The sequence below is a fragment of the Streptomyces sp. NPDC003077 genome (genome assembly GCF_040611095.1).
Lineage (GTDB): Bacteria > Actinomycetota > Actinomycetes > Streptomycetales > Streptomycetaceae > Streptomyces.
In genome coordinates, this window is the sequence record NZ_JBEXNM010000094.1 from 16,155 (window position 1) to 28,683 (window position 12,529).

A 12,529-nucleotide genomic window follows, 5' to 3' on the forward strand; every position below is an offset into this window, starting at 1 on the left:
CGTTCGTCACCGGTTCACGCGCCGGCCCGCTCGGAAGACCGCCCGGACCGTCCGCAGCGCCTCGATGTCATGTACGGGATTGCCGCCGACGGCCAGCATGTCGGCGTCGTATCCCGCCGCGATCCGCCCCTTCCGGTGTCCCAGGCCGCAGGCGTCGGCCGCCAGGGAGGTGACCGAGGCCAGGGCGGCGTCGTTCGGGGCGATCCGTGAGGCGAAGTAGGCGACCTCGCGGGGGAGGATGTCGTGCGGTTTGTGGGGGTTGATGCCCGCATCGGTGCAGCAGACCACGCGCACGCCGCGGGCGTGCATGGCCGCCTGGTTCTGCCAGTAGGGCTCGATGACGGCCAGGGCCTCGGCGGGCAGGTCCGGGTGCGGGCGGACCACGGTGCAGCCGACGAAGACGCCGGCGGCGGCGATGGCGTCCACGGTCCTCGGGTCGGGGCGGATGCCTTCGCGCGTCATGAAGGTGCAGTGCTCCACCCCGTCCACGCCGGCCGCGACGGCGCGGGCGATGCCGTCGGCGCCGTGGGCGTGCGCCGTGACGGGCAGGCCCAGTTCGTGTGCGGTCCGGACGGCTGTGCGGAGCTCGTCCTCGGTGTACTGAGTGGCGACGGGGTCCGAGCCGGTGGTCGACCTGCCGCCCGTCGCCATGATCTTGACGAGGTCCGTCCCGTGGCGTGCCCGGTCGGCCACCGCTCGGGCGATCTCCCGGGGCCCGTCCGCCTCACCGCCGAGGTAGAAGCAGTGGCCGCCCGTGCGGGTGAGGGGCGGGCCCGAGGCGACGAGGTGCGGAAGCTGCGGGTGCTCCTGGCGGAGCCGCAGCGCCAGGTATCCGCGGTCGCCGAGATCGCGCAGCGTGGTGACACCCGCGTGCAGGGCCTGCTCGGCGTGTGCCCGCATGCGGGCCAGGACCGTCGTGTCGTCGTCGCCCAGCATCTGGCTCTGGGCGTGGCCCCGGGGATCGAAGGCGAGGTGGGTATGGGCGTCCACCAGGCCGGGCAGCAGCGTCGCGTCTCCCAGCTCCGTCACCGGCATACCCTCGGGCGGGGCGGCGCCCGTCCGGTCGACGTCGGTGATCTTCCCGCCGTCCACCAGGACCATGACCGGTCCGTTCCGGAAGGCGCGGCCGTCGAACAGCCGGTTCGCGCGAACGACCGAGCGTGGTGCGTTCATGCGGAATCACAGTAGACGGTTACCGGGCCTGCCGGCGGGATGTCGTGGGGCGGGCCGACGGTGGGGGTGCCGGTACGCCCGGGCCGCGAGGTGGCGGGTGACGAGTTCGTGGTTCAGGCGCCGGGCGTGCGGTGCGTGCCCGGGGGTGGGGCGATCAAGGTGATGGCGGCGTCGAGGAGGGCTTCGACCCGGTCGGCCGTGAACCTCTCGGGTTCGATGGGGAACATCATCATCCAGCCGTCGCCGAGGGCGGCGAGCTGGTCGGCGAGCAGGTCGGCGGGGATGTCGTCGCGGACGGTTCCCCGCTCTTGCCCGGTCGCGAGGACCGAGGCGAGCACCTCGCGGTGGCGGGCGTAGCGCCGCTGGATGACGGCCGCGAAGGCCGGTTCGTACCGTGCGTGAACCAGCAACTGGGACATCACGGGCCAGAACTCGGCGTCGTCGGTGGCCCGGGACAGCCACCGCTCCAGGAGCGCCCTGATGTCGGGCTGGTCGCGGCCGGCCGCGAGCGTCGCGTCGAAGTCGTCGAAGCGCTTCTCGGTCACTGCCGTGACCAGCTCCTCCTTGTTCGCGAAGTAGTAGGTCACCGCCCCGGTCGTGCACCCCGCGCGCTGGGCCACCTTGCGCAGGGAGGTGTTGGCGTAGCCCTCCCGCGCGATCACCGAGGCCGCCGCCTTCAGCAGTTCGGCCCGTTTTGCCTCGTGGTCGCCCGTGGGACGGCCGCGCCGCGCGGTGGGTCTGCTTCCGTCGTCGCGGGTCGCTCGCCGGGTCGTCGTCGGGTTCTCGGACATCCCGCGATTCTGTCACAGAATTATCGTAACGACTGTTGTGTGAAATGTTGGGGCTCGTTACGGTGCCTTCACCACCTGACGCACGGGAGGCAAACCGATGCACGAGTCAGTAGGGAAGGCGTGGCGCGCCGACGGCGCCGTCCTCATGAAGGGCTGCCTCGATCCGGTGCAACTGGCGCGGTGCCGCGAGGCGTTCGACTGGGCCGTCGGGCATCCCGGGCCCAACGCGTCACGGATGTTCGACGGGACCGGGCAGCAGTCGCACGTCGACAACGCCAATCCGCTCGCCAAGTCCCGGCTGGACGCGCTGGTGTCGTCGCTGCCGTTCGGCCGGCTGTTCGCCGACCTGTGGGGCTCCGAGCACGTCTGGTACTTCGCCGAGGAGATATTCCTCAAGGCCGGTGGCCGAGGAGGCCGCACGGCCTGGCACCAGGACACCGCCTACCTGCCCTGGGCCGGTGAGCACTGGGCCAACGCCTGGATCAGCTTCCAGGCGCTCCCGAAAGCGAACTCGCTGGAGATCATCCGTGGCTCCCACCACGGCATCCAGTACGACGGGACCACCTTCGCCAACCCCGAGGATCCGACCGAACCCCTCCACGGCGACGGCGTACTGCCGCGCCTGCCCGACATCGACGCCGAACTCGCCCGCGACCCCGACGCCTACGAAGTGCTCTCCTGGGCGACCGAGCCCGGCGATGTCGTCGTGCTCCATCCCCGCGCACTGCACGGGGGAGCGCACGTCGACGCCGCCTGCCCGGACCGCCACACGCTGGTCCTGCGCTTCTTCGGCGACGACGCCACGTTCCGCCCCCTCCCGGAGAGCAACAAGCATTTCGCCCGCAATGGCGCCCTCTTCGTCGAGGAGATGGCGAAGCTGCGACCGGGAGAACCGTTCCGGTCACCGCTTTTCCGGCGGCTTCTTTGACCGATTCGCCGACCCTTTCGACCGATCCGCCAGCTCCTTCGACCGTTGCGCCGGTTCCTTCGACCGATCCGCGAGGAGAAAGCACGACGTGAAACGCCAATTGGTCAATCCGGGCCCCACTCAGGCGCTGTATGACGCGCTGCATTTCTCGCAGGCGACCCGCGTCGGCGACATGATCTGGGTCTCGGGCCAGGTCGGGATCGACCCCATCACCATGAAGCCCGCCGTTGGTATGGAAGCGCAGGCCCGGCTCGCGTTCGACAACGTGCGGACCGTCCTCGAAGCCGCGGGAGCAAGCCTGGACGACATCGCCGAACTGACCACGTACCACACCGATCTCCGAGGCGACATGCCGGTCTTCGGCCGGGTCAAGGACGCATTCCTCACCGAGCGGTATCCGTCGTGGACCGCGGTCGGGGTGCCCCAGTTGGCTCTTCCCGAAGTGCTGGTCGAAATCCGCGTCGTCGCCGTGGTCGGCAGCGGCAGCCGCGCCGACTCCGGCCGTCGCGACCGTTCACCGGCCCGCTGACACACAGGCGAGCACCGCCGCGGGGGAGGTCGGCTCGGTGCCTGGGTGGTGCCCCGCACGGTCTTGGGGCGTTGCTGTTCGTCGGGGCCGCCGCGCCGGGGGTGGCGGTGTTGTGGCTCCGGACTCGCGTCCCCGGCCCGGCCGCCTCGGCACCACCTTCTCCGCCCTTCCCGCTCGTTGGTGGCGCTCGCCCTGGTGGTCGTCGGATGGATCTGCGGGGCCGTCAGCTGGATCTGCGGAGTCGTCGGCTGGATCTGCGGGGTCATGGCCTTCGCGGTCACCTTCCGCGCCGATCCCGGGCCGGTTCCAGGCCGACCCCGGGCCGGTTCCAGGCCGATCCCGGGCCGACAACCTCGTGGAGGACGAGCAAGCCCTCGGCTTCCCCGGAGAAGACGCCCCGGCCTTCAGGGCCTGCGGCGGTGGAAGCGGTCCGTGAGGCGGTCGATCGTCCAGGCGGCGTGCAGCGTCGGCGCGCTGAGGACGGACGGGGCGAACCGTGGCCGCGCACGCCAGACGGCGGCGAGGTCTTCGTGCGTCCGGTCGCCGGCGAGCCGGTCGGCGAGGAGCGTGCCGAGGTAGGGAGACTGGGCGAGGCCGTGGCCGTTGCAGCCGATGGCGTAGTAGACGTTCTTCGTCGCCTCTCCGGCGACCGGCAGCAGGGACGACGTCATCGCGATCCACCCGCCCCAGGCGCGTCGCGGTGCGACGTCGCCGAGCGAGGGGAAGCGTTCGTGGAAGCCGCGCACCAGGTCCGCCACGACCGTGTCGTCCGGCTCGCGGGCGCCCAGTGCTCCCGGCGCCGTGCGCAGGCGACGGGTGCCGAACATGATCGTGCCGCGCGGTGTGGGCCGGTAGTTCTCCAGGATCGTGTGCGGGGTGACGATGCCGACGCGTCTGGTCCAGCCGGTGGTCGCCAGGCGTTCGGGGGCGATCGGCTCGGTCTCGACCAGGCTGGTCCAGATGGGTGTGACCATCCGCCTCGGGGAGATCGCCAGGTCGCGGGAGTAGGCGTTGGTGGCCAGCACCACGCGCTCGGCGCGGACGCGGCCCCCGGTCACGCTGACGACGGCTCCCGCGGCGTGGGGCTCGACCGCGCGCACCGCGGTCCGCTCGTACGTCCGCACGCCCGAGGCGAGCAGCGCGTCGCGCAGCCCGAGCGCGAACTTCCCGGGGTTCAGCAGCCCGCCGGCCCGTTCGAAAACGCCGCCGAGGAACGTCGTCGGCAAGCCGAAGTCGCGGCCCTCGACGAACTCGACGTCCGCCCCCGCGCCTCGAAGGATCGCGGCGTTCCGTTTGGTGTGCCGGAGCTGTGAGGGGGAGACGGCGGCGATGACGTTGCCCGTCGGCTCGTACTCGCATTCGATGCCGAGCCGACCGATCAGGCTCTCCGTGAAGTGGGCCGCGCGGTCCGCGTAACGGATGAGCCCGGGCAGTCGGCGCGCGTACAGCGTGTTCAGCAGTTGCGGGTCGCCTGCCAGCGCGTTCGACAGGTAACCGGCGTTGCGCGAGCTGCCGCCCCAGCCGCAGAACCCGGATTCCAGGAGGACGACATCGGCACCGCGCTCGGCCAGCCGCAGCGCCGCCGCCATGCCGGCGTAACCGCCCCCGACCACGGCGATGTCGCACGTTGTCTCCCCTTCCAGCATCGGCGCGAACTCGGTGGGCCGCTCGGCCCAGCCGCTGAACGCCGAGTACGTCACGCCGGTGTCGCCGACCCCGGCCGCCGCAACGTCGTACATGGTGATCCCGGCTTTCCATCGGTACGGAGGATGGCGGCACCGTATCGAGCCGTACGAATTTACGCAACGAGCGTTACGGAAAATGCCGCCCGGCTGCCGTGCCGTTGCCGGTCCGACTGCCGTTGCGCTGCCTGCCGGTCCGACTGTCGTTCCGTTGCCTGTCCGATTTGTCGTCTCGTTGCCGTCCGACGCCGTTCCGCTGCCGCCCGCGCCACCCGCCCGGGAACCGCCCCGCCTTCCCCCGTCCCCACCGGGTGGCCTGCCCGCCTCACCTCAAGAAGTCGGAGCACACATAGCTGCCTGGCCGTCCGCTCTGAGCCCGGAGTGTGACCCGGATGTCGTCGGTCCGCGTGGCGCCGTTGCCGTCGGCCATGGCCCGAGCCCGGGCGATGCTGCACACGAGCTGGCCCGACAGGCTGCGGTCGCCCTGCGACGAGACGGCGATTTCCGCCTGCGGGACGCGGACGGTCACCGTGTTCCCGCTGACCGTGGTCTCGTAGGCGCCCTCCGTTGTCAGGGAGGTGGTGAGGCCGGACGCCCGTTCCGCCGGCGTCGGGCCTTGCCTGAGGAGCTTGATGACGCCGTCCGGGTCGGTGACCTTGGACGCCGGGATGTCGGGCCGCGAGACCGCCACCAGGCGTCCGGCCGGGGACACGAAGTACAGGCGCAGGTTCTTGGTCAGCCCGCCGGGGGGCTCGCCGCCGTCCAGCACTCCGGTGGGGCGCACCCCGCAACCGGCGAGCAGCACGACGGCCAGCGCGACCAGAGCGGCCAGCGCGGTCGGAGTGGACAGAGCGGTCGGAGTGGTCAGAGCGGTCAGCGCGGTGCCGGTCGGCTTGTGTGCCGTCCGCGCCGGTCCTCGTCGTGGCCGGGAGACCGGTGCGGTGCCGATCGGCTGGCCCTTGCCCGCGCCCTTCATCGTTCCTCCTCCTCGCGCACGGGCCGCCACGGCAGGCGAAGGGTGAACACCGCGCCGCCGTCCGGCCGGTTGGCCGCGTCGAGGGTGCCGCCGTGCAGGCGCGCGTTCTCCCACGCGATGGCGGTGCCGAGTCCGCTGCCCTCCGAGCGGGTGCGTGCGGTGTCCGCCTTGTAGAAGCGGTCGAAGACGCGGGCGAGGGCTTCGGGTGGCAGGCCGGGGCCGCGGTCGGCGACGTGGACGGTGATCCAGTCGCCCGCCGGGTCGGTGGTCAGGGTGAGCGTCACGGGCGCGGCGCCGTGCCGCAGGGCGTTGCCGACGAGGTTGGCGACGATCACGTCGAGGCGGCGCCGGTCGACCAGCGCCCGGACGCCGTCGGGCAGGTCGGTGTGCACCCGGCCGGTCCAGCCGCGCAGGGACAGCGTGGCGCCGACGGCTTCGGCGAGGTCGGTGTCGGTCAGGTGGAGCCGGGCCGCTCCCGAGTCGAAGCGCGACATCTCCATCAGGTCCTCCACGAGGCGGGTGAGCCTGCCGGTCTCCTCGCTGACCGTGCGGGCGGCGTGGGCCGCGTCCGGCGGCAGCGTTCCCGCGTCCTCGTCCAGGACGGTGGCGACCATCGTCATGGCGGTCAGCGGGGTGCGCAGTTCGTGCGAGACGTCGGCGACGAACCGTTTGGCCCGCGCGTCCTGCTCGCGCAGCTCGGCGACGGACGCCTCCAGCGCGTGCGCCGTCTGGTTGAAGTCCCGTGCCAGATCGGCCAGTTCGTCGCGACCGCGCACGCGGACCCGGGAGGCGAGGTCCCCGGCCGCGTGCCGCCGGGTGGCCCGCCCCAGTTCGCGGACCGGGCGGAGCACGGTGCCGGCGGCCAGCAGCGCGAGGACGACGGCGAGCAGGAGGACCGGCACGATGCCGTCGCGCACCGCGTCGAGCACCCCCGCGGTGTCGTCCCGCTCCGCCCGCAGCGAGGTGATGGCGAAGACGTCGAGGCCGGAGGGTGCCGCCGAGTCGAAGGTGACGGGGGTGCCCACGACCAGGTAGGGGCTGCCGCGCCACTCGACCCGCTGGAAGCTCACCCGGTTGCGGGTGCGCACCGCCTCGCGCAGGGCGGGGGTGATCCGTGAGCGGTCGGCGGACGCGTCGGACGACGCGGTCAGGGAGCGGTACCGGGCCACGACGACGGCGCCGTCGCCGAGCCCGTCGGCGATGCCGGTCGCGAAGCGGGTGAGAGCGATCTCGTCGGCCGGGACGTCGAAGTTCGCGGCGGCCTGTTCGACGCGGTGGGTGAAGTCGCCGCGTACCGCGTCCTGCTTGCGCTGCAGGACGGCGGTGCGCGACTCGCGGTAGGCGAGCGCGGTCGCGGTGGAGGCGCTGATCAGGGCGACGAGCACGAACGCGACGACGAGCCGGGCGCGGAGCCCGCCGAACCGCCGCAGACCGCGCACGAGCGGACGGCGCTCGCGGGGACGGGGGATGAGGAAACGGCGCTCACGGGGGCGGCGGATGAGCAGACGGCGCTCACGAGCACCGCGCTCACGAGCACTGGGCACACGCGCATCCTGCACACGAGTACCGCGCACACGGGCCCGGCGCACGCTCACACCGGCCCGAAGCGGTAGCCGAAGCCGCGCACCGTCTGTATGTAGCGGGGCCGTGCGGGAACGTCCTCCAGCTTGGCGCGGAGCCTGCCGACGGCCGCGTCCACGAGCCGTGAGTCCCCGAGGAAGCCGTGGTCCCACACGGACCGCAGCAACTGCTCGCGGCTGAACACGCGCGCCGGGGAGGCCGAGAGTTCGAGCAGGAGGCGCAGTTCGGTGGGCGGCAGGGCGATCGGTGTGCCGCGCTTGGTGACGGTGAGCGCGGCCCGGTCGATGACCAGGCCCGCGTGCTCCTCGCCGGTGGCGGACCGGGCCGGTTCGGCACGGCGCAGCGCCGCCCGGATCCTGGCCTCCAGGACCGGGGCGGTCACCGGCTTGACCACGTAGTCGTCGGCGCCCGCCTCCAGGCCCCGCACGATGTCGCCGTCGTCGCCCCGCGCGGTGAGCATGATCACGGGCACCGTCGAGCCGGTGGCGCGCAGCCTGCGGCAGACCTCGAAACCGTCGATGCCGGGCAGCATCACGTCCAGCACGGCGAGTTCGACGCGCGGGCCCGCCGGGCCGGCCAGCAGGGCGAGGGCGTCCTCGCCGGTGGCGGCGGTGTCGACGCCGTAGCCGTGCCGGCGCAGTACCAGTTCCATGCCGTCGCGCACGGACACGTCGTCCTCGATCAGCAGTACGTGGGCCATGGAGCCGATTATGCGTGAGGGTTCGCCCTGGTCAGGACCGGTAACGGCGGGTGGGGCGGCGGCCCGGCGCATTGTTACGTCCTCATCATGCGGCCATGGACCGGCCACCATGTAGCGGGCCGACGGTGGACGCATGAACATCCCCACCACTTCCCGCGGCGCCGCGCGTCTGAGGCTCGCCGCCGTCGCCGTCGTCCCCCTGCTCGCCCTCGGCGTCGCCTGCGGCGGCACGGACGGCGTGCGTCCGCAGCGCGGTGACGCGGTCGCCTCCGTCCCCGACGAGCCGGCCGCGAACGGCACGCCCGGCACGGGCAAGGACTCGTCCAAGGACTCCTCCCCGGCCGCCGCCGGCGGCAAGAGCGCCTTCTACGACGCGCAGATGGCCTACGTCCGGTGCATGCGCACCAAGGGCGGGGTGAAGGACTTCCCCGACCCCAAGCTGAGCGGCTACCTGGACTGGCCGCGGATCGACGCGCTCACCGATCCGAACGGCGGCGGCGAGGAGCAGAAGGGCGGCAAGAACGGTGTCTGCGGCCCCGAGATGGCCGAGGCCCTGAAGCTGGAGCCCGCGCGCGACGCGCAGAAGGACTACGAGTCGATGCTCGCGCACGCCGCCTGCATGAGGAAGAACGGTGTCTCGCGGTTCACCAACCCGACCCTGTCCGGCGGCCAGGTCATCCCCGGCGGCGACCCCAGCCCCGCCAACCCGGCGATCGACCGGAACTCCCCCGCGTACAAGCAGGCCCGCGAGGCGTGCAAGGGCAAGCTGCTCGAAGGTCTGGACGGGATGCAGTAGATGAGGCGTCGAACGGGAATCCTCACCGGCGGTGTGGCGGTGGCCGCCGTGGCGTTGGGCGCGGGCGCCCTGGCCTACGGCGGCTCCGGCGACGAGGAGGGCCGCCACCGGCCGCCGCCGTCCACCGCCACGATCGTCCGCACCGACCTCGTCCAGTCCAAGACGGTCGACGGAAGGATCGACTTCGCGCAGCGCCGGGCGGTGAAGGCGGCGGTCCAGGGGACGGTGACGGTCGCGGCGCGCGAGGGCGCCACGGTCACCCGCGGCCAGGCCCTCTACGAACTGGACGACAAGCCGGTCACCCTGCTGTACGGCCCGGTGCCCGCCTTCCGCGAGATGAAGGTCGGCGCGCGCGGCAGCGACGTCCTGGAGCTGGAGCGCAATCTCGTCGCGCTCGGCTACGGGCAGGGCCTCTACGTCGATCCGCGCTTCGACCAGGCGACGGAGGCGGCCGTCAAGCGGTGGCAGCGATCCCTGCGCCGCACACCGACCGGCAGGGTCGGCAAGGGGGACGTCGTCTTCCAGCCCGAACGGGTCACCGTCGTCCGGGCGGACGCGGCGCTCGCCGACCAGGTGGGGCCGGACACCGCCGTCCTCACCGTCGCCTCCACCCGCCCCGTGGTCCGCGCACAGCTCGACCGGACCGACGCCCCGCTCACCGCACAGGGCACCAAGGTCGAGGTCACGCTGCCCAGCGGCACCACCAGGCGGGGCCGGGTGACGGGCACGATCCAGCCGCAGGAGTCCGGGGAGGAGGCCGCGCCCCAGGACGGCATCACGGTCGAGGTCACCCTGGACGGCGGCGCCTCGGCTGTCTCCGGCGAGGACGCCAGGGCAACGGCGAGCGTGCGGTTCGTCAGCGAGAGCCGCGAGGGCGTCCTCACGGTCCCGGTGGAGGCGGTCGTCGCGCTGCGCGGCGCGGACGGCGGCTACGGGCTGGAGATCGTCGAGGGCAACGGGTCCCGGATGGTGCGGGTGAAGACGGGGATGACGGCCGACGGCCGCATCGAGGTCAGCGGCCCGCAGATCAAGGAGGGCCTGAAAGTGGGGGTGGCCACCGAATGACGCCCGCCACTTCCGGACCGGAGCCGGACCCCGTCGTCGTGCTGCGGGAGGTCACCAAGTCCTACGCCGGGGGCGTGCACGCCCTGCGCGGGGTGAGCCTCACCGTCCGTGCCGGGGAACTCCTGGCCGTCGTCGGCCCCTCGGGGTCGGGCAAGTCGACGGCGCTCAACGTCATCGGCACCCTGGACGCGCCCACCTCGGGCACGGTGCGCGTGGCCGGGTACGACGTGGGCCGCCTTTCGGACGCGCGGTTGTCCGCGCTGCGGGCCCGCCACATCGGCTTCGTCTTCCAGCACTTCCACCTGGCGGCGGGCCGCGACGCCCTCGACAACGTCGCCGACGGACTCCTGTACGCGGGCGTCCCCCACAAGGAGCGCCGGGTCCGCGCCCGCGCCGCCCTGGAACGCGTCCGCCTCGGCCACCGCCTCGGCCACCGGCCCGCCGAACTCTCCGGCGGCGAGAAGCAACGGGTGGCCATCGCCCGCGCGCTGGTCGGCGAACCGGACCTGCTGCTCGCCGACGAACCGACCGGTGCCCTGGACACGGCGTCCGGCGCCGTCGTCATGGAACTGCTCCACGAGCTGAACGCGGCGGGCACCACGATCTGCGTGATCACCCACGATCACGAGATCGCGGACTCGCTGCCGCGCCGGATCCGCTTCCGGGACGGCGCGATCGTCTCCGACACCCGCAACCGGCAAGCGAGTTCATGATGAATTCTTCGGACCGGCTGGATCCTTCGGGCTGGCTGAACTCTTCGGATCGGCTCAATTCTTCAGAGCGGCTCAATTCTTCGGACGGGCTGAGCCCTTCGGACCGGCTGAATCCTTCGGATCCGCTGACCCCTTCGGATCGGCAGCCGCCGCCCGTCGGCCGGTCGCCCCGGTTCGTGCCCGCCGGCCGGTCGCCCCGGCTCGCGCCCGCACGGCTTCCGGCCCGCGACGTCCTGCGCCTGGGCGCGGTCGGCCTGCGCGCCCGCCGGGCCCGCGTCGTCCTGTCGGCCCTCGGGATCGCCATCGGCATCGCCACGATGGTTGCCGTGGTGGGCCTGTCCCAGTCCGGCAAGGCGGACCTCATGGCCCGGCTCGACCGCCTCGGCACGAACCTGCTCACCGTCGAGGCGGGCAAGGACGCGCTGGGCCAGGAGGTGAAACTGCCGAAGTCGGCGGTGGCGATGGTCGAGCGGATCGGCCCCGTCCGGCACGCCACCGCGACCGCGAACGTGGACGCCAGGATCCGGCGCAGCGACGTGGTGCCCGAGGAACGGACGGCGGCCGTCGGCACCCAGGCCGCCCGCACGGATCTCCTGTCGGCCCTCAACGCCCAAGTAGCCGAGGGGAGGTGGCTGAACAGGGCCGACGAGCGCCTGCCCGTCACGGTCCTCGGGGCGATCGCCGCACGCCGTCTGGGTGTCACCGAGCCGGGCGAGAAGATCGTGATGAACGACCGGTACGTCGTCGTGGTCGGCATCCTGCGGCCTGTGGAACTGGTCCCGGCCCTGGACCGCGTCGCGATGATCGGCTTCCCCGCGGCCGAGCGGTACTTCCGCTTCGACGGCCACCCGTCGATGATCTTCGAGCGCTCCCCGGACGCGACGGTCGAGGACGTACGCGCCGTCCTGGCCCGCACGGTGCTGCCGGGCGCCGAAGGCTCCGTCAAGGTTTCCCGCCCCTCGGACGCGCTCGCCGCGAAGGCGGCGACCGACCAGGGCCTGACCACCTTGATGCTGGGCCTGGGCGCGGTGGCGCTGCTGGTCGGCGGGGTCGGCGTGGCCAACACCATGGTCGTCTCCGTCCTGGAACGCCGCCAGGAGATCGGCCTGCGCCGGGCGATGGGCGCCACCAAGAACGCGGTCCGCCTCCAGTTCCTCACCGAATCCCTGCTGCTGTCACTCCTCGGCGGCACCACGGGCGCCGTCCTCGGCGCGGTGGCGACCTACGGCTTCGCCCTCGCACAGGGCTGGACCGCCGTGGTGCCCCCGTGGTCCGTGGCGGTCGCGCTGGCGGCGACCCTGCTCATCGGCGTACTGGCCGGCCTCTACCCGGCGGCGCGGGCCTCGCGCCTGCACCCCACGGTCGCGCTGAACACCACCTGACGTGCACTTCGGCGGGGCGGTCCGCGCTGCCCCACCTGACGTGCACTTCGGCGGGGCCTGCGCGCTGCCCCGCTTGACGTGCCCTTCCGCGCGGGCCCTGCGCTGCCCCCGTGAAGCCGAGGACACCCGGGCTTCCGGCGGCGCGGCGGTGAGCGGGCCGCAGCGCGCGGCGCGGCAGGTGGGGGGGTCGCGGCGGGGGCTTGGGGGGCGCGC

The 12,529-nt window shown here is 72.8% G+C and carries 12 protein-coding genes; 6 read left to right on the forward strand and 6 right to left on the reverse strand.

What is annotated here, in order from left to right; genetic code table 11:
* Positions 1–6 precede the first annotated feature (6 nt).
* Positions 7–1,173 carry an amidohydrolase family protein gene (locus tag ABZX96_RS35185; RefSeq protein ID WP_355552720.1) on the reverse strand — a complete coding sequence of 389 codons (1,167 nt, stop codon included), beginning with the start codon at positions 1,171–1,173 and terminating at the stop codon, positions 7–9.
* 113 nt (positions 1,174–1,286) lie between these two features.
* Positions 1,287–1,964 carry a TetR/AcrR family transcriptional regulator gene (locus ABZX96_RS35190; RefSeq protein ID WP_355552723.1) on the reverse strand — a complete coding sequence of 226 codons (678 nt, stop codon included), beginning with the start codon at positions 1,962–1,964 and terminating at the stop codon, positions 1,287–1,289.
* 97 nt (positions 1,965–2,061) lie between these two features.
* On the opposite strand from ABZX96_RS35190, the gene ABZX96_RS35195 reads away from it, so the two are divergent.
* Together ABZX96_RS35195 and ABZX96_RS35200 are read left to right on the forward strand one after the other, a co-directional pair.
* Positions 2,062–2,892 carry a phytanoyl-CoA dioxygenase family protein gene (locus tag ABZX96_RS35195; RefSeq protein ID WP_355552726.1) on the forward strand — a complete coding sequence of 277 codons (831 nt, stop codon included), beginning with the start codon at positions 2,062–2,064 and terminating at the stop codon, positions 2,890–2,892.
* Between the two features lie 88 nt (positions 2,893–2,980).
* Positions 2,981–3,421, forward strand: a complete 441-nt coding sequence (locus ABZX96_RS35200; RefSeq protein ID WP_355552729.1) for a RidA family protein — start codon at positions 2,981–2,983, stop codon at positions 3,419–3,421.
* Positions 3,422–3,825: 404 nt separating this feature from the next.
* On the opposite strand, the gene ABZX96_RS35205 is transcribed toward ABZX96_RS35200, so the two are convergent.
* The 4 genes from ABZX96_RS35205 to ABZX96_RS35220 form a co-directional block, all read right to left on the reverse strand.
* Entirely contained in the window at positions 3,826–5,160 is a 1,335-nt protein-coding gene (locus ABZX96_RS35205) for an FAD-binding oxidoreductase (RefSeq protein ID WP_355552732.1), read from the reverse strand.
* Between the two features lie 268 nt (positions 5,161–5,428).
* On the reverse strand, positions 5,429–6,079 hold the full coding sequence (locus tag ABZX96_RS35210; protein ID WP_355552734.1) for a hypothetical protein: 651 nt from the start codon (positions 6,077–6,079) through the stop codon (positions 5,429–5,431).
* The gene (locus tag ABZX96_RS35215; protein WP_355552752.1) at positions 6,076–7,548 is read right to left on the reverse strand and encodes a HAMP domain-containing sensor histidine kinase; all 1,473 of its coding nucleotides are present in this window, start codon (positions 7,546–7,548) and stop codon (positions 6,076–6,078) included. The genes ABZX96_RS35210 and ABZX96_RS35215 overlap by 4 nt, the downstream gene beginning before the upstream one ends.
* A 122-nt stretch (positions 7,549–7,670) precedes the next feature.
* Positions 7,671–8,360: a response regulator transcription factor gene (locus ABZX96_RS35220; RefSeq protein ID WP_355552737.1), complete on the reverse strand. Its 690-nt coding sequence runs from the start codon at positions 8,358–8,360 to the stop codon at positions 7,671–7,673.
* A gap of 133 nt (positions 8,361–8,493) precedes the next feature.
* Between ABZX96_RS35220 and ABZX96_RS35225 the strand changes: the two genes are divergently transcribed.
* From ABZX96_RS35225 to ABZX96_RS35240, 4 genes are all read left to right on the forward strand, one after another.
* Positions 8,494–9,156, forward strand: a complete 663-nt coding sequence (locus tag ABZX96_RS35225; protein ID WP_355552740.1) for a hypothetical protein — start codon at positions 8,494–8,496, stop codon at positions 9,154–9,156.
* Positions 9,157–10,221, forward strand: coding sequence for a peptidoglycan-binding domain-containing protein (locus tag ABZX96_RS35230; RefSeq protein WP_355552743.1), 1,065 nt, complete (start codon positions 9,157–9,159; stop codon positions 10,219–10,221). It begins immediately after the preceding gene.
* The gene (locus ABZX96_RS35235) at positions 10,218–10,934 is read left to right on the forward strand and encodes an ABC transporter ATP-binding protein (RefSeq protein WP_355552746.1); all 717 of its coding nucleotides are present in this window, start codon (positions 10,218–10,220) and stop codon (positions 10,932–10,934) included. Before ABZX96_RS35230 ends, ABZX96_RS35235 begins: the two co-directional genes overlap by 4 nt.
* Before the next feature lie 176 nt (positions 10,935–11,110).
* Positions 11,111–12,316, forward strand: a complete 1,206-nt coding sequence (locus ABZX96_RS35240; protein ID WP_355552749.1) for an ABC transporter permease — start codon at positions 11,111–11,113, stop codon at positions 12,314–12,316.
* Positions 12,317–12,529: the final 213 nt, after the last annotated feature.

Bases quoted from the DNA above. Each gene is read 5' to 3' on its own strand.
- ABZX96_RS35185 (WP_355552720.1), bottom strand. From the start codon at position 1,173: ATGAACGCACCACGCTCGGTCGTTCGCGCGAACCGGCTGTTCGACGGC.
- ABZX96_RS35190 (WP_355552723.1), bottom strand. From the start codon at position 1,964: ATGTCCGAGAACCCGACGACGACCCGGCGAGCGACCCGCGACGACGGA.
- ABZX96_RS35195 (WP_355552726.1), top strand. From the start codon at position 2,062: ATGCACGAGTCAGTAGGGAAGGCGTGGCGCGCCGACGGCGCCGTCCTC.
- ABZX96_RS35205 (WP_355552732.1), bottom strand. From the start codon at position 5,160: ATGTACGACGTTGCGGCGGCCGGGGTCGGCGACACCGGCGTGACGTAC.
- ABZX96_RS35210 (WP_355552734.1), bottom strand. From the start codon at position 6,079: ATGAAGGGCGCGGGCAAGGGCCAGCCGATCGGCACCGCACCGGTCTCC.
- ABZX96_RS35220 (WP_355552737.1), bottom strand. From the start codon at position 8,360: ATGGCCCACGTACTGCTGATCGAGGACGACGTGTCCGTGCGCGACGGC.
- ABZX96_RS35225 (WP_355552740.1), top strand. From the start codon at position 8,494: ATGAACATCCCCACCACTTCCCGCGGCGCCGCGCGTCTGAGGCTCGCC.
- ABZX96_RS35230 (WP_355552743.1), top strand. From the start codon at position 9,157: ATGAGGCGTCGAACGGGAATCCTCACCGGCGGTGTGGCGGTGGCCGCC.
- ABZX96_RS35235 (WP_355552746.1), top strand. From the start codon at position 10,218: ATGACGCCCGCCACTTCCGGACCGGAGCCGGACCCCGTCGTCGTGCTG.